18 protein-coding genes are annotated in these 24,567 nt (G+C 61.9%); 7 read left to right on the forward strand and 11 right to left on the reverse strand.

All coding sequences use genetic code 11. The features are described from left to right. Positions 1-9: 9 nt before the first annotated feature. Positions 10-1,305, reverse strand: a complete 1,296-nt coding sequence (locus BLV18_RS03155; RefSeq protein ID WP_049861797.1) for an NCS2 family permease — start codon at positions 1,303-1,305, stop codon at positions 10-12. A gap of 395 nt (positions 1,306-1,700) precedes the next feature. Between BLV18_RS03155 and BLV18_RS22845 the strand changes: the two genes are divergently transcribed. Then, the gene (locus BLV18_RS22845; RefSeq protein ID WP_090356283.1) at positions 1,701-3,758 is read left to right on the forward strand and encodes a methyl-accepting chemotaxis protein; all 2,058 of its coding nucleotides are present in this window, start codon (positions 1,701-1,703) and stop codon (positions 3,756-3,758) included. An 88-nt stretch (positions 3,759-3,846) separates the two neighbouring features. Here the strand turns inward: BLV18_RS22845 and BLV18_RS03165 are convergent, their stop codons facing one another. From BLV18_RS03165 to BLV18_RS03185, 5 genes are all read right to left on the reverse strand, one after another. Continuing rightward, complete coding sequence (locus BLV18_RS03165) at positions 3,847-5,004, reverse strand: osmoprotectant ABC transporter ATP-binding protein OsmV (protein WP_043186305.1); 1,158 nt, start codon at positions 5,002-5,004, stop codon at positions 3,847-3,849. Beyond that, on the reverse strand, positions 5,001-5,654 hold the full coding sequence (locus tag BLV18_RS03170) for an ABC transporter permease (RefSeq protein ID WP_049861800.1): 654 nt from the start codon (positions 5,652-5,654) through the stop codon (positions 5,001-5,003). Before BLV18_RS03170 ends, BLV18_RS03165 begins: the two co-directional genes overlap by 4 nt. Beyond that, positions 5,651-6,565, reverse strand: coding sequence for a glycine betaine ABC transporter substrate-binding protein (locus BLV18_RS03175; protein ID WP_056844928.1), 915 nt, complete (start codon positions 6,563-6,565; stop codon positions 5,651-5,653). Before BLV18_RS03175 ends, BLV18_RS03170 begins: the two co-directional genes overlap by 4 nt. A gap of 17 nt (positions 6,566-6,582) precedes the next feature. Further along, the gene (locus BLV18_RS03180; protein WP_049861802.1) at positions 6,583-7,296 is read right to left on the reverse strand and encodes an ABC transporter permease; all 714 of its coding nucleotides are present in this window, start codon (positions 7,294-7,296) and stop codon (positions 6,583-6,585) included. 354 nt (positions 7,297-7,650) lie between these two features. Further along, positions 7,651-12,120 (reverse strand): dermonecrotic toxin domain-containing protein, encoded by a 4,470-nt coding sequence (locus tag BLV18_RS03185; protein ID WP_090356284.1) that lies wholly within the window; start codon positions 12,118-12,120, stop codon positions 7,651-7,653. Between the two features lie 222 nt (positions 12,121-12,342). On the opposite strand from BLV18_RS03185, the gene BLV18_RS03190 reads away from it, so the two are divergent. Further along, entirely contained in the window at positions 12,343-13,926 is a 1,584-nt protein-coding gene (locus tag BLV18_RS03190; protein WP_090356286.1) for a peptide chain release factor 3, read from the forward strand. Between the two features lie 14 nt (positions 13,927-13,940). Here the strand turns inward: BLV18_RS03190 and BLV18_RS03195 are convergent, their stop codons facing one another. Further along, positions 13,941-15,014 carry a polyamine ABC transporter substrate-binding protein gene (locus BLV18_RS03195; protein ID WP_090356287.1) on the reverse strand — a complete coding sequence of 358 codons (1,074 nt, stop codon included), beginning with the start codon at positions 15,012-15,014 and terminating at the stop codon, positions 13,941-13,943. Between the two features lie 159 nt (positions 15,015-15,173). Between BLV18_RS03195 and BLV18_RS03200 the strand changes: the two genes are divergently transcribed. Next, entirely contained in the window at positions 15,174-16,280 is a 1,107-nt protein-coding gene (locus tag BLV18_RS03200; RefSeq protein WP_090356289.1) for a polysaccharide deacetylase family protein, read from the forward strand. Between the two features lie 352 nt (positions 16,281-16,632). After that, complete coding sequence (locus BLV18_RS03205; RefSeq protein ID WP_090356291.1) at positions 16,633-18,027, forward strand: PhoH family protein; 1,395 nt, start codon at positions 16,633-16,635, stop codon at positions 18,025-18,027. Between the two features lie 18 nt (positions 18,028-18,045). Here BLV18_RS03205 and BLV18_RS03210 read toward each other — a convergent pair whose 3' ends face one another. The 4 genes from BLV18_RS03210 to BLV18_RS03225 all read right to left on the reverse strand — a co-directional run bounded on the left by BLV18_RS03210 (position 18,046) and on the right by BLV18_RS03225 (position 23,051). Further along, the gene (locus tag BLV18_RS03210; protein ID WP_090356293.1) at positions 18,046-18,771 is read right to left on the reverse strand and encodes a pilus assembly protein; all 726 of its coding nucleotides are present in this window, start codon (positions 18,769-18,771) and stop codon (positions 18,046-18,048) included. Positions 18,772-18,781: 10 nt separating this feature from the next. After that, positions 18,782-19,954 carry a hypothetical protein gene (locus tag BLV18_RS03215; RefSeq protein ID WP_139211003.1) on the reverse strand — a complete coding sequence of 391 codons (1,173 nt, stop codon included), beginning with the start codon at positions 19,952-19,954 and terminating at the stop codon, positions 18,782-18,784. After that, positions 19,951-22,461 carry a TcfC E-set like domain-containing protein gene (locus BLV18_RS03220; protein ID WP_090356297.1) on the reverse strand — a complete coding sequence of 837 codons (2,511 nt, stop codon included), beginning with the start codon at positions 22,459-22,461 and terminating at the stop codon, positions 19,951-19,953. The genes BLV18_RS03215 and BLV18_RS03220 overlap by 4 nt, the downstream gene beginning before the upstream one ends. 104 nt (positions 22,462-22,565) lie before the next feature. After that, the gene (locus BLV18_RS03225) at positions 22,566-23,051 is read right to left on the reverse strand and encodes a CS1 type fimbrial major subunit (protein WP_090356300.1); all 486 of its coding nucleotides are present in this window, start codon (positions 23,049-23,051) and stop codon (positions 22,566-22,568) included. Positions 23,052-23,293: 242 nt separating this feature from the next. Here BLV18_RS03225 and moaC point away from each other — a divergent pair, with 242 nt between their 5' ends. Genes moaC through moaE form a run of 3 tightly spaced genes read left to right on the forward strand, consistent with a single transcriptional unit; the run spans position 23,294 to position 24,457 of the window. Continuing rightward, positions 23,294-23,767 carry a cyclic pyranopterin monophosphate synthase MoaC gene (moaC, locus tag BLV18_RS03230; protein WP_090356302.1) on the forward strand — a complete coding sequence of 158 codons (474 nt, stop codon included), beginning with the start codon at positions 23,294-23,296 and terminating at the stop codon, positions 23,765-23,767. Beyond that, on the forward strand, positions 23,764-24,006 hold the full coding sequence (locus BLV18_RS03235; protein WP_090356304.1) for a MoaD/ThiS family protein: 243 nt from the start codon (positions 23,764-23,766) through the stop codon (positions 24,004-24,006). Before moaC ends, BLV18_RS03235 begins: the two co-directional genes overlap by 4 nt. 1 nt (position 24,007) lies before the next feature. Then, on the forward strand, positions 24,008-24,457 hold the full coding sequence (gene moaE / locus BLV18_RS03240) for a molybdopterin synthase catalytic subunit MoaE (RefSeq protein ID WP_090356307.1): 450 nt from the start codon (positions 24,008-24,010) through the stop codon (positions 24,455-24,457). Positions 24,458-24,567 lie beyond the last annotated feature (110 nt).

Raw genomic sequence — 24,567 nt, forward strand, 5'->3', positions numbered from 1 at the left:
GCGCGGCGATCAGCCACCGAACCAGCCCAGCTTGATGACGAAGATGATCGACAGCACGACCAGTGCCGAATTGAGTTCGCGCCATTTGCCGCTCAGCAGTTTGACCGCCGTCCAGGTGATGAAGCCGAACGCGATGCCGTTGGCGATCGAGTAGGTCAATGGCATGGCCAGCGCGGTGACGACGACGGGTGCGGCAACGGTGATGTCGTCCCAGTCGATTTCTGCCAGCCCCGACGCCATCAGTACCGCCACGAACAGCAGCGCGGGGGCGGTCGCGAACGCTGGAACGCTGCCGGCCAAGGGCGCGAAGAACAGCGCCAGGAGGAAAAGGCAGGCGACCACAATGGCGGTCAGGCCGGTTCGCCCACCGGCGCTGACGCCCGCTGCCGACTCGATGTAGCTGGTGGTGGTCGAGGTGCCCAGCAGCGAGCCGGCCAGTGCGGCGGTGCTGTCGGCGATCAGGGCGCGGCCCATTTTCGGCATGTGGCCGTCCTTGCCCATCAGGCCGGCGCGTTTGGCCACGCCGATGAGGGTGCCGGAGTTGTCGAACAGATCGACGAAGAGGAAGGCGAAGATCACGCTGATCAGGCCGACGTCGAACGCACCCTTGATGTCCAGTTGCAGGAAGGTCGGCGCCAATGATGGCGGCATCGATACCACGCCGCCGAACGGCGTGATGCCGAGCACGATGGACAGCACGGTGATCAGCAGGATGCCGATCAGCACCGAGCCGCGGACCTTGAGCGCTTCCAGGGCAACGATGATGAAGAAGCCGAGGATCGCCAGGACCGGCTCGGGTTTGGACAAGTCACCCATGCCGACCAGGGTGGCCGGGTTGGCGACCACGATCTTGGCGTTTTGCAGTGCGATCAGCGCCAGGAACAGGCCGATGCCTGCGGCGATGGCTGAACGCAGTGGCAAGGGAATGCTGTTGATGATCCATTCGCGGATGCGGAAGATCGACAGCAGGAAGAAACACACGGCCGAGATGAACACCGCGCCCAGTGCCACCTGCCAGCTGTGGCCCAGGTGCAGGACCACGGTGTAGGTGAAGAACGCATTGAGGCCCATGCCCGGCGCCAGGGCGATCGGGTAGTTGGCGATCAGGCCCATGATCGCCGAGCCGATGGCTGCCGCCAGGCAGGTCGCGACGAACAGGGCACCCTTGTCCATGCCGGTTTCGCCCAGGATGCTGGGGTTGACGAACAAGATGTAGGCCATGGCCAGGAAGGTGGTGACCCCGGCGAGGATTTCCGTGCGCACGGTGGTGTTGTGCGCCTTGAGCTTGAAGAATGAGTCCAGCATGTTGCTCCCCTGGGACGATGGACGCCGGATCGTGCGGCGACGGTGTGTGTAGCGAGCCAGCCTGAGCGAGCGTTGGCGTGTGCTGAAACATAACTGTGTGGTCAGCTTTTGCGGTTTGCGTGTAGCAGGTTCCGGGCCATGTCATTGGAGGCGGTGTTTGCGCGCCATCGGTAATGCGTTACGGCTCTCTTGCCACTTCCGGTTACACATTCTTTGCACTGATTGGAAGCAGGGAGTCGGGGGCTTCTGCACCAAAGCGGAGCCGCGCCAGCGGTGGGGCGATCCAGGGTACGGGCAAAGCCGAGGGAAGATGATTGGTCTGAATCTTGCTGAGATGGCATTTTGCTGGCGCCACGTTTCCGTAGGTACCTGCAGTCTCCGTGGAGTTGTCGGACATGCATGCTTTGTTGTCACCGGGTATCCGGTTGCTGGGTCGCTATGGTTTCGCGCGCAAGTTTCAGCTGCTGTTTCTCCTGTTCATGCTGCCGCTGGTAGGCAGTCTGTGGCTGTTGGGGGAAGACTTTCGCGACCGGCTGGCGGTCATCAATGCCGAGCGCAGCGGCGTGCATCAGTTGCTGGCACTCGACAGCTTGGATGCGCAGCTGTCGGCGCAGCGCAACCGTGCCGCGCGCTGGAAAGCGGTGGATATCCAGCGCCAGCCAACGCCAGAGGCGCAGGCGGCGATCGCTGCGCTGGAGGCGGCCACGCCGGGGATCCAGGCGTCGCTCGACAAGCTGAGCAGTGAGCTGGCGCGCGAAAAGGCGCCTGCCGATACCCTGGAGCGGCTGCAAGCGGTACAAACCGCGACCAAGGGTCTGGACTTGGCGAGCCTGCGCCAGGTGGGTTGGTGGCCTGACGGCTACGATCGCTTCACGGCCGCGCTGACGTCGGTGCAGGTGCTGCGCGAGCAGATCGCCATGGCCAGCGGATTGATCGTCGATCCATGGCGGGAAACCTATCTCCTGATGCAGATCGCGACCCAGCAGGCGCCTGATCTGATCGAGCGCGTCGGGAGGTTGGGCAGCATTGGTCATTCGTCATTGGTGGCGGGGCAGTTCAGCCTGCAGAGTCGGCTGCAGATGCGTGATCTGCGCAGCCGCATCAACGATGCGCGCGAGCAACTGGTGAAAGCCGGTGGCGCCTTGCAGCAGCGCCTGCCGGAGCAACTGCGCGGCTGGGATGCGCAGTACCAGAAGGCGCTGGGGACGTTGGATGGCGAGTTGAAGCGGCTGGACGAGAATCTGTTCGGCGGCGACATCAAGCTGTCTGCCGCGCAGTTCGAAAGCAGTATCGACAGCATGCTCGGCGCCTTGAACGAACTGCGTCACGAGTCGCTGAAGTCGTTGGAATGGCGGCTGGATCACTATCACGATCAGGCCGTTCGCCAGTTGATTCCAGGCGCTGCGGTATTCGCCCTGTTGCTGTTGGCCGCGCTGTACCTGTTCGTGTGCCTGCAGGCGTCGATTCGACGCAGCGCCAGCGGAATCACCACGCTGGCGCAATCGCTGCGCGACGGCGATCTGAGTGTTCAGGTAGCGGTGCAGGGGCGTGACGAGCTCGCAGCAATCAGTACGGCGCTCAATGCCGCCGTGGTGCAGTTGCGTGGCAGTCTGCTGGGCGTCAACCACGAGACCGTGCAGTTGAGCCAGGCGGTGGCGACGCTCAATAGCCAATCCAGCGGCACGCTTGATGAGGTCGAGGCGCAGCAGCAACAGATCAGCCAGATCGCGGCGGCGGCCACGCAGCTGGCCGCCACTTCGCAAGGCGTGGCCCGCAGTTGCGAGGAGGCTTCAGGCAGTGCCCAGCACACCCGGCAGATTGCCGAAGACAGCAGCCGTGATAGCCAACGCACCACTGCCAGTATCCAGCAGCTCAACCAGCGCTTGAACGACACGGCCCAGGCGCTTGGCCGTGTGAGTGAACAGGGGCAGCAGATCCAGTCGGTGGTGGATGCGATTCGCGGTATTGCCGAGCAGACCAATCTGCTGGCGCTCAATGCGGCCATCGAGGCGGCCCGGGCGGGCGAGCAGGGGCGCGGCTTTGCGGTGGTGGCCGATGAGGTGCGCAGCCTGTCGCAGCGCACGCAAGCGTCTACCGGGCAGATTGCCGGGACGGTGGAAAGCCTGCGTTCGACGGTCAAGCAGGCCGTGGATTTGATGCAGGCCGCGTGTGGGCAGGCGCAGGTCGATGCGCAGTCGGTGATGGGCCTGGGTGAGCGCCTGGGTGAGATTGCCGGAGCGGTACAGGGGGTGACCGATACCCTGGCGCAGATCGCCACGGCGGTGGAGGAGCAGGCCGCCACGGCCGATGAGGTGAGCAGCAATATCCAGCAGGTGGACCAGGCGGCGGTGCGCCTGCTCGAGGGTGCGCGGGCTGTGAACCAGGCGGCGGATCGGTTGGGGCAGGGGAGCCGGGTGCTGAGCGAGAATACGGCGCGGTTCAATCTGGGGTAGGGCTGTGGAGTTGCGGGGTGGCTTTCGCGGGCAGAGGGCTCGGCGGCTGTCCCGCTCCCACACGGCGTGGGAGCGGGGCGGTGGCTTGTCAGGCCTGGGCGGTTTCGGCGGGGGAGACGATGCTGGTTTTCATGCCGCGCGAGCGGCCTGAGCTGAGGTAGGCGGCGATCGATTCCTGGGTCACTTCGCCGAGGAACACGTTCTCCGCGTCCAGCACCGGCAGCCATGAGCGGTTGAACTCGTACATGCGCGACAGCAGGATGCGCAGGTGCTCGTCGTAGGCCGCCGTGGCGTTGAATTCACGCAGGAAGTCGACGCAGCTGCCGACCTGGCGGTACAGGTCGCGGCGGCGTACATAACCCATGGCCTTGTTCTGCGCGTCGGTGACCACGACGTAGCGCCGGTCGTGTTCGTCCATCAGCTCCAGTGCATCGGCCACCGGCGTTTCCGGGCTCACCGACGGTGCGTTGTCGGCGGCGTCCTCGGCCTTGACCAGCAGCAGGCGCTTGAGCGTGCTGTCCTGGCCGACGAAGTTGCTGACGAAGTCGTCCACCGGATGGGCCAGCAAGGTGTCGGGATGGTCGATCTGCAGTAGCTTGCCGGCACGGAAAATAGCGATCTTGTCGCCCAGCTTGATCGCTTCGTCGATGTCATGGCTGACCATGATCACGGTCTTGTTCAAGGCCCGCTGCATCTCGAAGAACTCGTTCTGGATCATCTCGCGGTTGATCGGGTCGACCGCGCCGAAGGGCTCGTCCATCAACAGCAACGGCGCTTCGGCGGCCAGGGCGCGGATCACGCCGATGCGCTGTTGCTGGCCGCCCGAGAGTTCGCGCGGGTAGCGATGCAGGTACTGCTTGGGTTCCAGCTTGATCATGCTCATCAGCTCGCGGGCGCGCTCGGCGCAGCGCTTCTTGTCCCAACCGAGCAGGCGCGGGACCACGGTGATGTTCTCCTCGATGGTCATGTTGGGGAACAGGCCGATCTGCTGGATCACATAGCCGATGTTGCGGCGCAGGGTCACTTCGTCCAGGCCGGTGGTGTCTTCGCCGTTGATCAGGACCTTGCCGGAGGTGGGCATGATCAGCCGGTTGATCATCTTCAGCGTGGTGCTCTTGCCGCAGCCCGAAGGCCCGAGGAATACGCAGATCTCGCCTTCATTGACGGTCAGGCTTACCGCGTCGACGGCTTTGACTTCCTTGCCGTTGCTGTGGAAGGTCTTGGTCAGGTTCTGAAGTTCGATCATTTCAATAATCCTTTGGGAGTCAGGGCGCGTTGCAGCCATTGCAGGAGCAGGTCGGCGATGATCGCCAGGACACTGACCAGCACGGCGCCGACGATGAGCATGGACATGTCGCTGCGGCTGATGGAAGTGAGGATGAGAACGCCCAGGCCGCCGGCGCCGATGGTGGCGGCGATGGTCATGACGCCGATGTTCATCACCACGGCGGTGCGCACGCCGGCGAGGATCACCGGCACGGCGATGGGCAGTTCGACCATGCGCAGGCGCTGGCCGAAGGTCATGCCGATGCCCTTGGCCGCTTCGCGGATGCCGGGCTCCACGCCGGTCAGGGCCAGGTAGGTATTACGCAGGATCGGCAGCAGCGAGTAGAGAAACACGGCGGTGATGGCCGGCAGTGGGCCAAGGCCCTGGCCGAACTTGGAATAGAACGGCAGCAGCAACCCGAACAGGGCGATCGAGGGGATCGTCAGCAGCACCGTGGCGCAGGCCTGCAGCGGCCCGGCGAGTGCCGGAAAGCGGGTCATCAGGATGCCGATGGGCACGCCGAAGAGGATGGCCAGGCTGACGGCGATGCCGACCAGCGTGATGTGCTGCCAGGTCAGTTGCAGCACCAACGGCCAGTCGAGGTGGGAGAAGGTGTCGAGGAAACTCATGGCTTCTCCTGGGCTTGATCGTTGATCGGATGGGCCTTGAGAAACTCGGCCGCCACGACGGTCGGGCTGCGGTGCGCGACGTCGACCTGGGCATTGAGCTCACGCATGGTGGCATCGTCGAGCATCTCGGCAAGCGGCTTGAGTTGCGCGGCCAGTTGCGGATGGGCGTCGAGCAGTTGCTGGCGAACCACGGGCGCTGCGGTGTAGTCGGGGAAGTACTTGAGGTCGTCTTCGAGCAGTTTGAGCTTGAACGCGTTGAGGCGGCCATCGGTGGTATAGACGAGGCCGGTGAACACCTGCCCGTTGCGCAGCGCGGTATAGACAAGGCCGGCATCCATCTGGCGAATGTCACGCCGGGTGAATTTCAGGTCGTAGGTCTGGGTCAAGCCCACCAGGCCGTCGGAGCGGTTGGCGAACTCGGTGTCCAGGGCCAGGATGTGGTCTTTCTTCGGCTCGTCGATCAGCACCTGATTCAGCTGGCTGATGGTGTTGACCTGGGGATACGCCTTGGCGACGTCTTCAGGCAAGGCCAGGGCGTAGGTGTTGCTGAACCGCGAAGGGGTCAGCCAGACCAGGCCTTTTTTGCCATCCAGCTCCTTGACTCGCGCGTAGGTCGCGGCGCTGTCGAGCTTCTCGTCGATGTGGTTGTAGGACACCAGGGAGACGCCGGTGTATTCCCAGAGCATATCCAATTGGCCGCTTTCCTGGGCACTGCGCGCCAGGTTGCTGCCCAGGCCGCCGGTAACCCGTACGTCGTAGCCCTTGCTGCCCAGGTATTGAGCGGTGATGGCCGCCAGTACGGTTTGCTCGGTGAACACCCGCGCGCCGAGGCGGATCACGGGTTTGTCTGCGGCCTGCGCGACGCCCGCGCACAGCAGGGCCAGGCCCAGTACGATGCTTAACTTCTTCATTGAATTCATTCCTTCGCTCAGCGAGTCAACCCGCGTTCAAGCCAGAGGCGGCTGACCAGGGTCACGATGCCGTCCAGGATCAAGGCCAGCAGCGCAGTGCAGGCGGCGCCCAGCAGCAGCTGCGGCTGATTGTTCAGGGCGATACCGGGGAAGATCAGGCTGCCCAGGCTGTTGGCGCCGATGAGGAACGCCAGGGGCGCAGTGCCCACGTTGATCGCCAGCGCCACACGTACACCGCCGACGATGATCGGCACGGCATTGGGCAATTCCACCTTGAACAGCACCTGGCGTGGGGTCATGCCAATGCCGGTGGCGGCTTCCTTGAGTGAACCCTGAACGTTTTTCAGCCCCTCGTAGGTGTTGCGCACGATGGGCAGCAGGGAGGCGAGAAACAGCGCGAAGATGGCAGGGCCGCTGCCGATGCCCAGGATGCCCAGGGCGATGGCGAGGACCGCCAGGGGAGGAATGGTGTTGCCGATGTTGAATATCTGCATGAAGCGTTCGGCGCGCTTGACCATGCTGGGTCGACTCAGCGCGACGCCGGCAGGGATGCCCACCAACAGTGCGGCGAACATTGAAACCAGCACCAGAATCAGGTGCGCTTGCAGGTAGAACAGCAGGTCTTCACGGTAGTGCTCGATAGTGCTTATGCCGATCCAATGGACCAGCAGGGCCAGGACGGCAACGATAACCGCGCCCCCTAACAGCCCTTTGCCATAGCGATTAGCCACAGGCGGACTCCTTTTTCAGTCGGCGCCTACCGGGCCTGCGACGAGCGCTCGGGCGAGCGATCGGCCCAGGTAGGACGCGAATAGCAGCTCGCGTGGTGCGAGCCATAAGCGCAGCCTCGTCAGGCTAACTTGCTGATTTTGCTGACCCTGATGCGTATTCGGATCAGGGTGTGGACGTCTCCGGGCGTGCAAAGGTTCCCATACATGGACGGCACTTGGCCACCTCGGATGCCGTTCACGAGCAAATGGACGGTGGCGAAAATGGCGCGGCTGGCCGGCGCAGCGCCACGTTGGATTGCGATGTGCGCTGTTGCGGCAAGGGGGCCAACCCGCTCCCCACTGCTTGAATCCAGATCAATCCAGGTGCCGTCTCTGGCCCAGCCTGTAGATCAGCAAGGTCAGCGAGTCGGCGTTCATCAGCATGATGCGTGAACGGATGTCCGCGTTGTCGAGGAACCTGCGGCGGGCGTCCACAAGGTCCGGCGAGGCGGCGATCCGCAGAATCAACGCGCGTCCCTTGCGGTCGTCGTTGCGCAGGTCGCGTATCTGGCCGGTTACGTCATCGCGTACGGTGAACAGCCGTCGGCTGGGTGTGAGATGGGAGAACAGCTCGTCATGCTCATGCTCGAGCCAGGCGCGACGTACGCCAGGTTGCAACCTTTCGACGTAGGGGGTCGCAGCCTCCAGATAGCGGATATCGCGGGTGTCACAGGCGATGTGGGTAAACTCATGCAGCAACACCATGGCCTTGCTCAAGGCATTCGCATCGTCGGGTGTGAAGGTCGGCGCCAGCGGCAGGTGGCGGGCGGTGTCGAACTCAAAGAATTCGTCGAGCAGGAAAACCTGCTTCTGCGGGTCCAGTGCGGACATGAACGCGATACCGACGCTGGAGGCCGGGCTCAGGCGGCGGCCCATGATGTAGCGTTTTGAACTCACCGGCGAATACGCTCGCGATGCCATGACGGTGACGAGTTTTTCCAGCGATTGACGGATGCGTCGCACCAGCGCGTCACTGACCTGTGGCGTACCGAAGAAACGCGCGATGATCTCCAGAGTGGCCGCCGGTGCGCGGTGGGTGGGGATAGCGCGATGCAGGTTATCCAAAGCGACGCCCAGGTAGGTCAGGGCATCGCGGTGTGCATGGCGCAACATGCGGGCGCGTTGCGGCATCAATTCACGGATCTTGCGCGCGCCCACGGCCAGGATGACCACCTGGTCGCGGCTCAGCGTCCAGCGCGTCAAGCGTCCACCCAGCCGGCTTGGCACGCCACCTTCGTACAGGGGCAGTGCCTGAGGCACGCTGATTGCCCAACCCAGTTGGGGATCGAAATTGAGCATGGGTCCCAATTCCTCGTCCATCTCACCCGCCAGAAACCATTGGTCGCCTTCCTGTCGAACACGATAGAGCCGACTGCGCAGGCTGACGAAATGCTCGTAGGTGGTTCGCGTGGCGTAGCTGCCGGTGGACGCCTCGAAATACAGTTCGTGCAAGGCTTGGCCGGGGCTTTCGTAGCCGGCCAGGGATACGCCGTACTGTTCGTCTTCGCGCATGGCCTGCCAGAACTGCTCGAGGCTGGTCGGCACGTTTTCCAGTTTCGCGACACCATGTCCGATCAATGCACCCTGAATCAGTGCACAGGTCAGCTCAAGCAGGTTCTGGCCCCATTTGTGCTGTTCTGCAGCCTCGACGACCTGCAGGGTCTTGAGCTCCAACTGCCACGCGGCCAGGATCAGACCCATTTTGCCCGGCAGAAACATCGGCAGTTGCTCCCAGGCCAGGCTCAATACGTTGACGAAGGCGTTCCATTGCGCCTGTGCCGCTGTGATGAATTGTGTCTTGGAGTGCGCGACCAGGTAGCGCGCGTTGTCCTCGAACAGAAAGTGCAGCAGGTTGCCGGCGATGGGTGTACTTTCCAGTCGAACAGGGCCTGGCGCTGGAAAGTAATCGAAACCAGAGGTCGAGCTCGGGTTCAGATGTGCTTCTCGGAAGCCACCATGGTCGTAGCGTGAACGCCACTGCCCGGGCATGCGTGCCAAGACGCGTTGTTGCAAGGCGCTGTCGTCGATCAATGCCTGCAGCAACGCGGCAGTGCCGCCGAACGCCTGCAGCGGGACGCTGGCCTCATACGGCAGATACAGCACACACAGGCCGGTACCACGGGCGATGAACAGATAACTGTCCGGGACGCAATCGGGTTGCAGGCCAGGGCCGGGGATCAATTGCAGTGGCGTGAAATCGAGGACTCCCAGCTCGCCAGCCTTGCGCAGCTGTGCCTCGGGCGCAAGCATCACTTGAGTGACCAACTGAACGGCCTGCAATGACAGGTCACCCATGAGGTGCGCTCGCCAGGCGCGTTCGATCAACTGGCCGGGCAGTTGACGGCAGTACAGCGCAAGCCTTTGTGAATAGCGCACGTCCGTTGCAGTGAACGCCTGCTCCAGCATCACCTGGTAATGTTTGCCCAGGTCCAGCGCTCGGACCCGTTGGCGAACATAGGCGGCATCCAGCTCGGGGGGAGCCGGATGCCCGCTGCCCAGCTCGATGGCTGTAAGGGCTGCGTCCCAGTCGCGGTAATGATTCAGGGCATATTGCACCAGGCTTTGCCGATGACTGACCGTGGCGGCGGGAATGGCACTGGGAATCTCACCCGGCATCGGCGGTGCCGACACATAGCGCTGGGTGGTCACGAAGATGGCCTGGGGCTTGAACCGACCGGGCGTGAAATCGATGTCCAGCTGGCTTTGCAAACGATCCTGGGCAAAGGCTGGAATGTCCTGAAGGTCGAGCAGGTAATCCTGCTCGACGGGGCTGCTCAACAAATTGTAGGCCAAGGCTTTCAGGTAATCGTTTTTCTGCGCAGCAGTCGCCTGCGCCAACCAGGGTGGAATCATGTCGATCTGGATTTGCCGACGCGCCAGGTCACGGTAGTGCTCCAGAGCCTGTGCCAGACTGTCGGACGGATCCGCCTGACGCATCAGATCAGGCAGTGACGCGCTGGGCCAGCTGCCCGCCATCAAATGATCGAAGGTTTGCAGGCGCCAGGCTTGCCTTGCGGTGCTGTCGGGAATGTTCTCCTGCAAGGCCGCAGGGCGCTGGGCAGGCTTGTGGTCCAGCCGAGTTTCCAGCTCGTTCAGGTAATACCGCAGTTTGCGATAGTACCCGCCGGACAACGCCTCTCGGTGCTGCACTGCCTGTTCGAATGAAGCACGCAACTGCCGGCGAGCACGCTGCAAAATCGACGTCATCAATGATTTTGGCAACGCGTCGACTGGCTGCTGTACCCCTTCGGCGACCTGTATGAAAGCCTGGCCCAGGTCAGCATCCTCGTTCTGCCATAGCGCCTGGGGCAGGTTGGGCGCGGGTAGCTGGATGGACAGTGCTGCGGGGCCGTCTTCCAGGACGCAGGCCATTTCCAGTTGCAGAATACTGGCCGAAACCGACGCCAAGTCCGGTCCTCGCGCTTGATAGCGGGCGTATTGCAGGTCCAGATCGGCCAAGTGAGTGAGTAACTGCTGCGGGTTGTGGGCATCACGCAGGATCGCACCGCCGACGTAGTTCAGGCTGGCCGGATCATCGCGAATGTCGGCTGGGAAAAGAGGGGCCATGATTCGCAAATGGGGATCCAGGTACTGATCCAGGGCCAGGGCTTGCTGGCACAGGCGCAAAGGGGTCTGCGAACTGTCCGTGCTCAGGGCTTCATGAAGACGGCTGCGTTGACGTGCCAGCAGAGCGTTTGCATACCCCTGGAGCGTTTGAATGGGCGTGGGGTCCAGGCACAACGCATTGATTCTCAGCGTTTGCAAAAGGGCTCGGCCGCTGCCGGATACCTGAAGCAGCCAGTAGTCTCGGCGTAGCGGGTCAGAGAGGTCCGCCAGCAAGGCTCGACGGCTGGGATAACACTGCACTCCATCGGCAGCGCGATAAATGTAATACGAGCCTGTATGGTCCGGCAAGCTCAGCACCAGCAGATCGTCCAGCGGCACGCTCTGGTTTTCCATTGTCGACACACGCAGGGAAAAGGCTCGCAACGCGAGCGCCGTTTCTGCATCGAGTCCGATCGCCCATGCGGCCAGTTGGCGGTATTGCTCCGGTTCCAGCCGGCCGGCTTGCCTGCTGTGCAGCAGGTGGTGGAGCAGGGTAGTCTGCAGTGCCGTGCCCAGTTGTTCGCACAGTGGCGCACTGGTGGCGGCCGCGTCATTCCAGTATTGGGCCAGGCAAGTGCTGGCGCGCACTGCCGGATCGATAGGTCCGTCTTTGTCAGCAGCGAGCATGGCATCAGGTGTCGGCTGGTTTCGCACCCATCCGCGCAGCTGCGCAAGGTTGTCTGCAAGACCCGCCTGCATACGCAGCATCAATGCATCGAACACGTCCCCGCTGAGCAGCGAGCCTTGAAAGGCCTCGACCTGGTGCCTCTTCATCGCAAGCTGCTGTGTCGCTGTCGCCGCAAAGCGCAAGGCTGCTCCCCATCCCGATTTGCCGATGTGTTCGAGGAGAAACTGCTTGAGCTGCAGCGGGTCGGCAAAGCGGCGCAGCCCCATCAGTGGGTTGTAGAGCATCACGACATTGGAGTGCCCGCCTCGGCTGAGTCGGACCGTGGCAGGCAGATCGACCCGTTGGCCATCGCTCAGGATGGCTGCGATCGAGTCAACGCGCATCTGTCGCAGCGAAGTGGGCTGGTGGTCACGGTCGGTTGCGTGCAGCAGCTCCAGCCATTGATGCTCTTGTACGGTGATCGTGCCGGCAGCCAGACTGGCCTGCGCGTGAGCCGCGAAACGTTGCCGCAGCGAAGTACTGTGGAACCAGGGTAGAAATTGGGTAGGCATGGTGACTCCTGGGCAATGGATAGCCCCGCCTGCTGATCGAGCATGGGATGGCGGAGCGGCCACTGTTGCCTGGCCCGGCCGCATGGAGGTGGTATCTATGGCTGAGGCATGCGTGAAGAGGGAGCGCTTGAAAGTCGGAGCATCGCCTTGGACAAGGTGCGATTTTTGCCGAGGCAGGCTATAATCCGCGCCCTTTTTCACTCCCTCGCCAGGCGATCATCCATGACCCAACAGGCCGCCGAAGTCGCGAAACGCCGCACTTTTGCCATTATTTCCCACCCGGATGCGGGTAAGACGACCATCACCGAGAAACTCTTGCTGATGGGCAAGGCAATTGCCGTGGCCGGTACGGTCAAGTCGCGCAAATCCGACCGTCACGCGACTTCCGACTGGATGGAAATGGAGAAGCAGCGCGGGATTTCCATCACCACCTCGGTGATGCAGTTCCCCTATCGCGAGCACATGGTCAACCTGCTCGACACCCCGGGTCACGAAGACTTCTCGGAAGACACCTACCGCACCCTGACGGCGGTGGACTCGGCGCTGATGGTGCTCGATGGCGGTAAAGGCGTCGAGCCGCGCACCATTGCCCTGATGGATGTCTGCCGCCTGCGCGACACGCCGATCGTCAGCTTCATCAACAAGCTGGACCGCGACATTCGCGACCCGATCGAGCTGCTCGACGAGATCGAGGCGGTGCTCAAGATCAAGGCCGCGCCGATCACCTGGCCGATTGGCTGCTACCGCGACTTCAAGGGCGTCTATCACCTGGCAGGCGACTACATCATCGTTTACACGCCGGGCCATGGCCACGAGCGTACCGATGTGAAGATCATCGAGAAGCTGGACTCCGACGAGGCCCGTGCGCACCTGGGTGACGAGTACGACCGCTTCGTCGAGCAACTGGAACTGGTGCAGGGCGCTTGCCACGAATTCAACCAGGACGAGTTCCTGACCGGCCAGCTGACGCCGGTGTTCTTCGGTACGGCGCTGGGCAACTTCGGCGTCGACCATGTGCTCGATGCCGTCGTGGACTGGGCGCCGCGCCCGCTGCCGCGGGTGGCGAACGAGCGGACCGTGGAGCCGGTGGAAGAGAAATTCTCCGGCTTCGTGTTCAAGATCCAGGCGAACATGGACCCCAAGCACCGCGACCGTATCGCCTTCATGCGCATCTGTTCGGGCCGCTACGAGAAGGGCATGAAGATGCGCCACGTGCGCACCGGCAAGGACCTGCGCATCGGCGATGCCCTGACGTTCTTCTCCTCCGAGCGCGAGCAGCTCGAAGAAGCCTTCGCCGGCGACATCATCGGCCTGCACAACCACGGCACCATCCAGATCGGCGACACCTTCAGCGAGGGTGAAAGCCTGGGCTTCACCGGTATCCCGCACTTCGCCCCGGAGCTGTTCCGCCGAGTGCGGCTCAAGGATCCGCTCAAGTCCAAGCAGTTGCGCCAGGGGTTGCAACAGTTGGCCGAGGAAGGTGCCACCCAGGTGTTCTTCCCCGAGCGCAGCAACGACATCATTCTCGGCGCGGTCGGCGTGCTGCAGTTCGACGTGGTCGCCAGCCGCCTGAAAGAGGAATACAAGGTGGAATGCGCCTACGAGCCGATCACCGTGTGGTCCGCCCGCTGGATCGAGTGTGCCGACAAGAAGAAACTCGAGGAATTCAGCAACAAGGCCGCTGAGAACCTGGCCCTGGACGGCGGTGGGCACCTGACCTACCTGGCGCCGACGCGAGTCAATCTGGCGCTGATGCAGGAACGTTGGCCGGACGTGAAATTCCGTGCCACTCGCGAGCATCACTGATCCAAGCCAGGGCCTCAGTGACGGATCTGGTTCCAGATTCGGGTGCGCAGCTGTTCGATATCGGCCGGCATGGGCTGTAGCAGGAACAGCTTGCTCATCACCTCGGCGCTGGGGTAGATCCGCAGATCGCCCTTGATCGCAGGGTCGACCCATTCATCGGCGCCTTCGTTGCCATTGGCGTAGTGCACGCTGTTGGTGATGTTGGCCATGACCTTGGGGTCCAGCAGGTAGTTGAGAAAGGTGTACGCCGCGTCTTCGTCCGGCGCGTCGGCGGGGATGGCGACCATGTCGAACCACATGGTCGAGCCCTCCCGCGGCAAGGTGAACTCGATGTCCACGCCCTGGTTGGCCTGTCTGGCCTGAGTCTGCGCCTGCAGGATATCGCCGGAAAAACCGATCACGGCGCACAGCTTCCCCTCGGCCAACTGATGGCTGTACTCCACCGAATCGAAATAGCGTACGTAGGGCTTGATGCTCAGCAGCAGCGCGCGCGCCTTGTCGTAGTCGGCCGGATTCTGGCTGTGCGAGGGCAGCCCCAGATAGTTGAGTGCCATGGGCAACAATTCGGGGCCGATGTCGAGGATGGCGACGCCGCACTTCTTCAGGCGCGCGATGTTTTCCGGCTTGAACACCAGATCCCAGGAATCCACCGGCGCATCGTCGCCGAGCGCGGCCTTGACCTGCTGCACGTTGTAGCCGATACCGCTGAAGCCCCACAGGTAGGGGAAGCCGTAACGATTGCCGGGGTCGTTGATTTCCAGGGCGCGCAGCAGGGCAGGGTTCAGGTACTTCCAGTTCGGCAGACGGCTGCGGTCCAGTGGCTTGAGATTGCCGACACTGATATGCCGATTCATGAAGTGGTTGGATGGAAAGATCACATCGTACTTTCCGGGGGATTCACGCAGGCGTTTTTCCAGGGTTTCGTTACTGTCGAAAATAGAATATTGGGTGTCGATGCCGGTCTGGCGCTGGAAGTTGGACAGGGTATCGGGGGCCATGTAATCGGGCCAGTTGAAGATGCTGACCTTGCCGGCGGCGAACGCCATGGGCGTGGCCAGCATCAGCACGGCGAGGGCCAAGCGAAGCATAGGGTGATTCCTGAACCGCCGTTGATTGCCTACTGTAATCACAGAAACGAGGTGGGGGAAGGCCCGCGCGCACCACCACGCTACGCGCCGCGGCATGACAGCGGTATAGTGCCCGCGCACCCTTCATCGAGGAGATCGCCGTTGCGTTGGGTATCAAGGATGCTGGCCGCTCTGTTCTGCGGCGCTCAGGCCGCCGTCGCCGCGCCGCCGGTGGCGACCCTGGAGCGCAGTCACTGGCCCGAGCGCATCGAATCGCCGGTACTGTTCGATGTGGCCTCGCGTGCGCAGATACTGCTGTTCGCCCGTTCGTTGCTGGCCAGTGAAAGCCAGGACGAAGCACAGCTGACCGCACGTCTGGGCCTGCGCCAGATCAACCTGCTGGCGATCGACGACTTGCGCCAGCGACTCTGGCAGCGGCTCTGGGCCAATTTCGATCTGGCGCAGCAAAGCTGCGAGCAGGACGCCTCGTTCTGCTATGCCATCGACAGCGAAAGCGATCTGCGCACCCAGGCGGCCGATCTGGGTATCGCGCCCGAGTCCTTCTATTCCGGGTTTGCCGTACCGGGCCAGGTGTTCAGCGAGGCCTATCTCAACGAATTGTTGCGTCTGGCCGCGGTGTCGCCGCAGACCACCAGCGAAGTGCAGCTGTTGTCGGAACAGGAATTCGATGGCAACGGCTTTGCCGACCGCACCTTCCTGCTCACCTTCGACGGCGGCCCCAGCCCGGCCGATGGCGCCACCGATGCGCTGACCGGCTACCTGCGTGCGCAGGATCTGAGCGCTACGTTCTTCGTGCCAGGCCAGAGCCTGCAGGCGCGCGCCGACAAGACCTCGGTGGCTCAATTGCAGGCGCTGTATGCCGGGCAGTGCGTGGCGACCCTGGGTTGGCAGTACGTCTCTCATGGACAATGGGACAAATGGCAGGACTCGATACTGCGCAGCATCGCGCTGCTGCAGAGCGATCTGCCTGACAGCTACGTGCCCTGGTTCCGCCCACCCTATGGTCAGCGCCGCGCCGACAGCGGTGGGTTCTTCGCTGGCGCGGGTCTGAGAGTGGCGCTGTGGAACATCGATTCGATGGACGACGACAGCCGCCTGACCGCCCAGCAGGCCGGCGAGCGTACGCTCAGCCTGATGCTGCTGTGGCGTCGGGGGATCGTGGTGTTTCATGACAGCCTGGCCAAGGCTCAGACTGCGGTGCCCTGGCTGATGCGCGAAACCGCCCAGACCGACATCCAATGGCAAGCCTGCGCCGACGTTCAGTGAACAAAAGCGTTAAACGTCAGGTTTTACGGGGCTTTGGCAGGTTTTTTGCGAAATTTGCCGGTCTGGTGACGGGCGGGTCAACTTCGGACTCTAACGGCGTGCGTTGCAGCCGCCAAGCGTTATTCGCACTACGGAAAAATAAACTTCAAAAAACCGTAAAGTGCTTTTTTCCTTCATGGGTTTTGCGGTATTACGAAGACAGACCGCCGAACCCTGCATCACAGGTGGCGTCTTCCAGAGACTCTCCACCTGTGCGCAGGTCCTGCTCCTTGATGCGGGAATCCGGCGGCCTTTTCGCGGCGCAGCACCGTCCAGGTATTGCGTTGTCAGGCTCCCAAAAAGGTGACCGAGTATGGATGAACAAGGACGCAGCACCTCTTCCGATCAGCCAATCCTTTATGTGCTCGATACCAACGTACTGATCCACGATCCAAACGCCCTGCTGAATTTCGAAGAGCACCACGTCGCCATCCCCATGACCGTTCTGGAGGAACTGGACAAACTCAAGGATGGCAAGCAGACCGTCGCTGCCGAGTGTCGGCAGGCCATCCGTCTGATCGACAAGACCCTGGGCGATGCCTCGCCTCCAGTGGTCGAGTCCGGCGTACCGATCATGCGCGTCAATGGCAGCACCAAAGGCTTCCTGTCCATCCTGATGGACAAGCGTCCCGAACCTTCGAACCTGCTGCCGCAGAACCTCAACGACAACATCATCATCAACCAGCTGATCGACCTGCACACACGCAACCCCGACCTGAGCGTGATTCTGGTCACCAAAGACATCAACATGCGCCTCAAGGCGCGCGCCTGCGGCATTGCCGCCGAGGATTACAGCACCGACCAGCTGGTCGACGACGTGTCGCTGCTTTCACGCGGCTATCACAACGTGCCCGGATCGTTCTGGGATCGCGTGAGCAAGGTCGAGACCCGTCAGGACCACGGCCGCACCTGGCACCGCGTGCAGTTGAGCGAGCTGCTGCCGTCGGTGCACATGAACGAGTTCATCATCGACGAGCAGGGTTTCGTCGGCTGGATCAAGGGCATCAAGGACGACGAACTGATGATCCTCGACCTGCATCAGGAGCCTTTGTTGCACCAGGAAGCCTGGGGTCTGAAGCCACGCGACATCTATCAGGCGCTGGCCTTGTTCGCCCTGCTGGACCCGGACATCCACCTGGTCAACCTGTCCGGTGCGGCGGGTTCGGGCAAGACCATCCTGGCGCTGGCTGCCGCCATCGAGCAGACCATGGTGACCAAGCGCTACCGGCGCATCATCGCCACCCGAAGCGTGCAGGGGCTGGACCAGGAGATCGGTTTCCTGCCCGGTACCGAAGCGGAAAAAATGGAGCCCTGGCTGGGCGCCATCACCGACAACCTCGAAGCCCTGCACATGGAGGATGAAAACACCCACGGCAGCGTCGACTACATCCTGAGCAAGGTGCCGTTGCAGTTCAAATCCCTCAACTACATCCGAGGCCGCAGTTTCCAGCAAAGCCTGATCCTGATCGACGAGTGCCAGAACCTGACGCCGCACCAGATGAAAACCATCATCACCCGTGCCGGCGCCGGTTCCAAAGTGATCTGCCTGGGCAACCTGGCGCAGATCGACACCCCCTACCTGTCGGCGCCCAGTTCGGGGCTGACCTACCTGACGGAGCGTTTCAAGGATTTCCCGCAGGGTGTGCACATCACCTTGCAAGGTGTACCGCGGTCGATTCTGGCCGAGTATGCCGAGAGTCATCTGTAAGCCCGTGTCCGAGAAGCGTCAGCCGTTGAACTCGATCGAGCGGCGCTTCTCGCCTTCCTCCAGCACGAAGCGATAGGCGCGCCCAGGTTTTTTGTCGAACACCATCTGGCCCCCAGGGCGGATATGGTGTTTGACTGGAGTGGTGCAGTCTCGACCGCTGCTGTCGCAGTCATTGAAATGATCCAGTACCACTGTGGCGTTGCCTCGGTTGGGAATGGCGAATCGTCCCGGCTCCTGAACCACGTCGCTGTCGTATCGAGTCTGAGTTGGTTTGACGAAGACCACTGCGCCGTAACCTGCAAGTATGTTGACACCTGCCTTGAGGGATTCGCCGTACTGGCGCGTTTCTTCGGCAGTCAACCCGAAGCTGTCCTGCTTATCGGGAAGCACCGGGATGAAGCGCAGGCGAAAGTAGCGCTCCTGCGTGCGTTCTCCACGAAACAACAGGCGTACCTGCTGCATGCCTTTGGCCGGCACGATCAGCCTGGCAGGGCTGGCGATCAGCGTGCGCTGTTCGGTAGGCAGGCCGTCCATCGAAACCTCCTGCACCTTGCCGTCTGCACCGTATACCAGCTCGGCCACTGTGACCTTGACGAATGCCGTGCCGTCGCCACTGTTGTAGATGCGCTTGAGCGCCGTACTGCGCGTACCTTCAAGGTATTCGTACATGCTGCCGATGTTCAGTTCAGGCGCTGCATGGACACAAGGTGCCAGCACCGCCAATAGGGTCAAGAGCAGTCTCATGGATAGGGCCTCACGGGTTGGCGTCGTAGATGATGGTGATCCAGCCGCTGTATTTGCCCGGGTACTTCACCATGGGTTCGATGTCAGCCTTGATGACATCGAAGTGCAGGGTGCCAGGTTGGTTGGAGACATTGCCAAGCGGCGCGATGAGTTTGGCTTGCGAGCGTCCGTCGAGCAGTTGCAGACGGTCCACAGGACGTCGCTTTTCACTAAAGGTGCCCGGCAGCGTCAAGGCCACCTGTACGGGCACCTCGGTGGTGCCGTTCAGGTGTTTTATATTGCATTGGTTGGTCCGGCTTGGGTATTGACACGCCAGGTACACCATGAAAGTACTGGAGGCCCACACCTGGAGCGGCACATTCTTGTAGAGGCGTTCGGGTATGCGCTGGTTGACCATGAAATCGTTCCAGCCGCCTGGCGGCATGATGCTCAGCTCGGTGCCGGCCGAGGGCATCTCCACCTGCATGTCATGCAGCACGTTGAAGCGAAAGACCAGGTCGATGCTATCGGTATCGTTGCCGTACATTTCGCCAAAGTCGAAGCCGGTCGGTGCACCGAGCTGATAGGTCAGGCGGCCTTCCCAGCGACCGGGACTCAAGGTGGCGGTATCCGGGAAGGTGGGGTAGAAAATCATGCCCAGTTCATTGAAGAAGACCTGCTGTGAGCCGGGCGTACTTGGCATTCTGGCAACGCAGGGCAAAGTGTAGATGTACCACAAGTGCTGCCGATAATTGCTGCCAGGGTAGGACGGCACTGAGGTGCACGTTCCGTTGATGTCGCGCTCTACCACCGGATGCGTTTCGTGCCGAACCTTCTGACTGATGGCGCCGACCTCGATAGTGATCGACGCGGTCTGACCGGTGCTCTCGTTAACCACCGTCAGTATCTGTTTGGGTGGGGGGCGTACATAGACTTTGGCTCGGTCGTTATCTACCGACAAATCGATGCTCTTGTAGTAGGTCAAGGGCAGGTTCACGGCCCATTGGTTCCAGCACGCACTACCTTGGGTGAACCAGCGGCAGAAACTGGGCGTTGCCGTGGTGTTGGTGAATTTTCCCCGGGTATCGATCCAGGCCGTCACCACCGCGTCGGCGCCTGCGGCCTGGTTGCTCAGCAGTTGTATGAACAGTGCCAGCATCAGCAGTGCTTGCCATCCCCTTGTTGTCATCATAGCGGTGTTCATCCCGCACCTCCGTCCAGCGTATTGGCCGCAGCCAGACTGTCCGGGCTGCATTGTTGATCGCCCACCAGCAGGATCTCGTTCTCCCGCGTGGCATGTTTTCCATCAAGCTTGAGAAAACACAGTCGACCGCCACTCTGGCGGACTTCCAAAGTAGGCGTGGATTCGCTCATTTCCACCGCGAAGAAACCGTCGGTTTCAGTCAGGCTGCGGCTGGCGTGATTGATGACCAGAGCGCCCTTGATAGGCTCACCGCGGACATCCAGCAGGCGACCCAGCACGGTCACGGTACGCATTACTCGGATCTGTTGATAATTCACGCCGCCGCGGTTCAGGTGATAGCTCACAGTAGCGGGCTGGATGACCGCTGCCTGGGCGTCCTGTCCCTGGAAATCGAAGAGCACGTGGCCCGGGCGATAAGCGCTGACCGGAATGATGTTGCGTCCAGGCCTGAGCGGAGCGCTGGCGCCGTTATGGTCATCGGCCCGTAGCGTCAGATCGCTGATGTCCGATTCCACGTCCACGATCATGCCGGCTTCGTAGGCTTGAAAGTTGCCACTGACCGCCGCCTTGCCGCCACCCAGTGCCACGGTGCTTTCCAGATTGAGGCCACCGCTCAGATTGTTGTCGTAGGAAGAGCTTTGCAGGTAGGCATCGCCGTACACTGCGTTGTTCCGGAATTGCACATTGCCCGCCAGGCCGGTGCCGTAGCGGTCCCCGGTGACGGTTGCCGCAACATTGTGCAGCGTGTGGTGCGCAATACTTTGCTGGTAGGTCAGCGACACGTTCTGGTCGCGGCTGCCGTCGCGGGCAGTGCGTGTGCCCAGGGTGCCCGAAAGACGCCGCCCGTTTTCACCCAGGCTCATGCTCAAGGTGAAGTTGACACCGCGATTGCGGGCCCCGTTGGTTCCAGGGTTGCCAGGATGGTCGAACACCGAGGTGCGCCAATTGGCATCCGAACCCAGCAGTTTGCCGTGGTAGGTCAAGCCCAGGTCAAACGAGGTGCCGCCATACAGGCCATCGGCTTGGGCCACGCGAGTGGTGGTGCTGATACGGGCGTTGAGACGATGCAGCCAGGACAGCGAAGTCTGGATGACGTCCTGTCCCGGTGGTCTTTCGCGCTGCCCGCGCTGGCGTGGAAATTGTTGCCAGCTCTGGTTGCGACCCAGGACCAGGTTGCCGCCGTCGTATGTCCACAGCGCCTGCAAGTCATAACCGTGGCCGTGTGCCTGGGTCTGGAAGAGGTTGGCGTACAGCTTGAGGCGGTCGCTCGCGTCCCAGTCGATGGAGCTACCGTATTGGTCATAGCCACCTACCCGTTGCAGCGATCCGCCCAGCACGACCCTTGAATGGGCCAAGTAGTTGAACAGCATGCCCGCGCTCAGGCTGCGTTGATCATCGCTGTCCCAGTTGCTCAGCAGTGTCCGGCGCTGGCCCAGGTAGAGGTTGTAGCGCCACGGCTGGTCGGGATCGCTCCAGTTCGAAGGCTTGTAGATGAACGCTTCGTTGCTGGAGGTGACCTGGCCGTCTTCGATCAGGCGCACTTCCACATCGTAGATACCGCCGGGCAGTACTTTGGTGTCGATGGTCTGCAAGCCAGGCTGAACCGGCTGGCTATTGATCAAGACCCCGCTGCGATAGATCTCGACCACGCCCGGGCGGTTGGGCGTGACATAGATAGGGGTTGCGCTGGGGCTGGCATTAGCCACGGCCAGACTGTCACTGGTGCCATACATGATCCCCAGTGCTGTGTCGGGTGTGTCGCCAAGCAGCCGTGGCTGGCGCACCAGGCCTTGAGCCCCGGGGGTGAAATAGCCCAGCCGGTAGAAGTGGCGCTCTTGCAGGCGCTCGGCATAGAGCTGATCGATACGGTGACGGGTGCCAGGCTCATTGTCGCGGCTGCGATCGGCCTGAGCCTGAGCCATTGTCGTCCATTGACCTATGCTGCCTTGACCTTGCACGGCATAACGACCGGTCTGCTCGGTTTCGCCTGCCGAAATGTTCACCTGGTTACGCAAGATGAGACCGCGACTGCCCTGTTCAGGCAATGCGTAGAAACGCTGCTCTTGGTCATCGTATTCGGCGGTACGGGTCAGAATCGACAATTGCGAATTATTCAGGCTGTAGTGCAATGCGACCAGGTCATGGGTGCAGTTCTGTTCGCAGTTGCCCAAGGGTTGGCCTTCGGCGAGATAGTCCGCCCAGCGTTGCCGCAGGTGGTCGGGTTCGGCGCTGTCTTCGCTGGCGGTGAACTCGATCAACTGTACTCGCTCTTGACGATCAAGCATGACCAGCGCTTCGCCCAGCAGGCGTCCGTCCAGTTCGACGCGTACCGCCAGGGGGACATCGAAGAAGTGTTCACTGAAATCACTTGGCAAGCCTTGTGCCTGACTCAGGATTCCTTGCTGACTGGCGAGTTGTTGAGCCGATGCGGCCGCAGATGCAGACAGCAACAAGAACAGGGCCAGAGCCCGGCTCCCGAGAAATATCGATGCGGCATATGGTGTCATGGCTGTCACATAGGCAAAGGCCTCCCGGCTGTACGGGGTACCGTGAGGCCGGGGGCAAAGATCACGCACAGGCAAGTTGTTGTTCTGGGATCCTGTGCCGAGAATCAGGCTGGATCAGGTGTTTCGAAAATCACATTGACCAGACCCTGGTAGCTGCCCGGTACGAAAGCGCCTGCCGGCTTGACCGCGCTGACCTGAAAGTCGATCACGGTGCCGTTCTTGGCGTCGTCGACGCTGGCGACGATCTCGCCTGCAGCGGCGGTGCCCAGGGTCTTTCCGCCCACACTGACGTTCAGCGCGATGGTGTTGGCGCCACTGGTCATGGAAGCAGCGTTCATCAGCTTGGCCTTGATGGCGCCGCTGGTGCTCTTGACCGACAACTGCTTGCGGATAGGCTCCAACGTCCCATCCACAGGGCGGTAGCTCATGTTCTGTGGGTCGTTCATCCAGTTGCCGCCCAGCGGTTCGACGTAGAAACGTTCAACGGGTACGGTCGCGGTCACGGTCACGGTATGGTCGATACGCTGATCGGCCAGGGCCGCGCCGGCGAACAACAGGGCTGCTGGCAGTGCAAGAATTGAGGCTTTCATCGGGTACGTTTCCTTGGGTTTGATTTGAGCATTGAAAACGTGCCGCGCATCGAACAGCGGGAAACAGGTACCTACCCGGTCGACGTGCAACATCGAGGGGAAGTGTGCTAGGGAAAAGATGGGAAGAAAGTCGGACATCTCCCAAGTTGTTCGAGAAAATTCCTACCTCTTAGGCGTCTGCGGTTCGTGCATGCCACCTGTTGCAGGGCTACAATCGCCGCTTCTGGAACAGGAGTAAGGCTGTGCTGACCCATCTCGATTCCCAAGGCCGCGCGCACATGGTGGACGTCACCGAGAAGGCCGTCACTTCTCGCGAAGCCGTGGCCGAGGCACGTGTCCGTATGCTGCCACCGACCTTGCGCATGATCGTCGACGGTGAGCATCCCAAAGGCGATGTGTTTGCCGTGGCGCGCATCGCCGGTATCCAGGCGGCGAAGAAAACCAGTGATCTCATTCCTCTGTGCCACCCGCTGATGCTGACCGGCGTGAAGGTCGAGTTGGTGGCCGATGGCGAGGACAGCGTGCTGATCACCGCGCGCTGCAAGCTGGCCGGGCAGACCGGGGTGGAAATGGAGGCCCTGACGGCGGCGAGTGTTGCAGCTCTGACGATCTACGACATGTGCAAGGCAGTGGATCGCGGCATGGTCATCGAGCAGGTGCGCCTGCTGGAGAAGCAGGGTGGCAAGAGTGGGCATTTCAAGGCGGACGCCTCATGAGTTACACGGTGCTGTATTTCGCCCGCTATCGCGAGTTGCTGGGCGTCGGCAAGGAAGTGGTCACCGGCGAGTTCGCCAGTGTCGATGCCTTGCGCGAATTCCTCATTCTGCGTGGGGATCGCGAGATTCTTGGGGAGAAGGGCCTGATGTGCGCCCGCAATCAGGAGATGTGTGCACTGAGCGAGCCCCTGTTCGATGGCGATGAAGTCGCGTTCTTTCCAACCGTGACCGGAGGCTGACATGAGCGTTCGCGTGCAGCATGAGCCGTTCGACCCGGGCGTTGAGCTCAATGCCTTGCATCAGGTCAATACCGGGGTGGGTGCAGTGGTTGGTTTCGTTGGCTACGTGCGCGATTTCAATGACGGACTCGAAGTGCGCGGGATGTTGCTGGAACACTACCCGGGCATGACCGAGAAGGCCTTGGACAAGATCGTTCTGGAAGCAGCGCAGCGTTGGCCGTTGCTGAAACTGGAGATCCTGCACCGTGTCGGTGCGCTGGAACCGGGTGAGCCGATCGTGTTCGTCGGTGTGGCCAGCGCTCATCGTCAGGCGGCGTTCGAGGCCTGCGACTTCGTCATGGACTATCTCAAGACCCGAGCGCCGTTCTGGAAAAAGGAAAGCACCGAGAATGGTCCACGCTGGGTGCAGGGACGCGAAAGCGACGAGCAGGCGGCGCAGCGCTGGGAATGATCTGAAGGTCGGCGGCGGCCTTTCGCGGGCAGAGCCCGCTCCCACAAGAGATCGGCGCTGTGGAGCGGGTGTACCGCGATGAGGCCTCTTCGCGGGCAGAGCCCGCTCCC

The sequence above is a fragment of the Pseudomonas coleopterorum genome (assembly GCF_900105555.1).
Classification (GTDB): Bacteria; Pseudomonadota; Gammaproteobacteria; order Pseudomonadales; family Pseudomonadaceae; genus Aquipseudomonas; species Aquipseudomonas coleopterorum.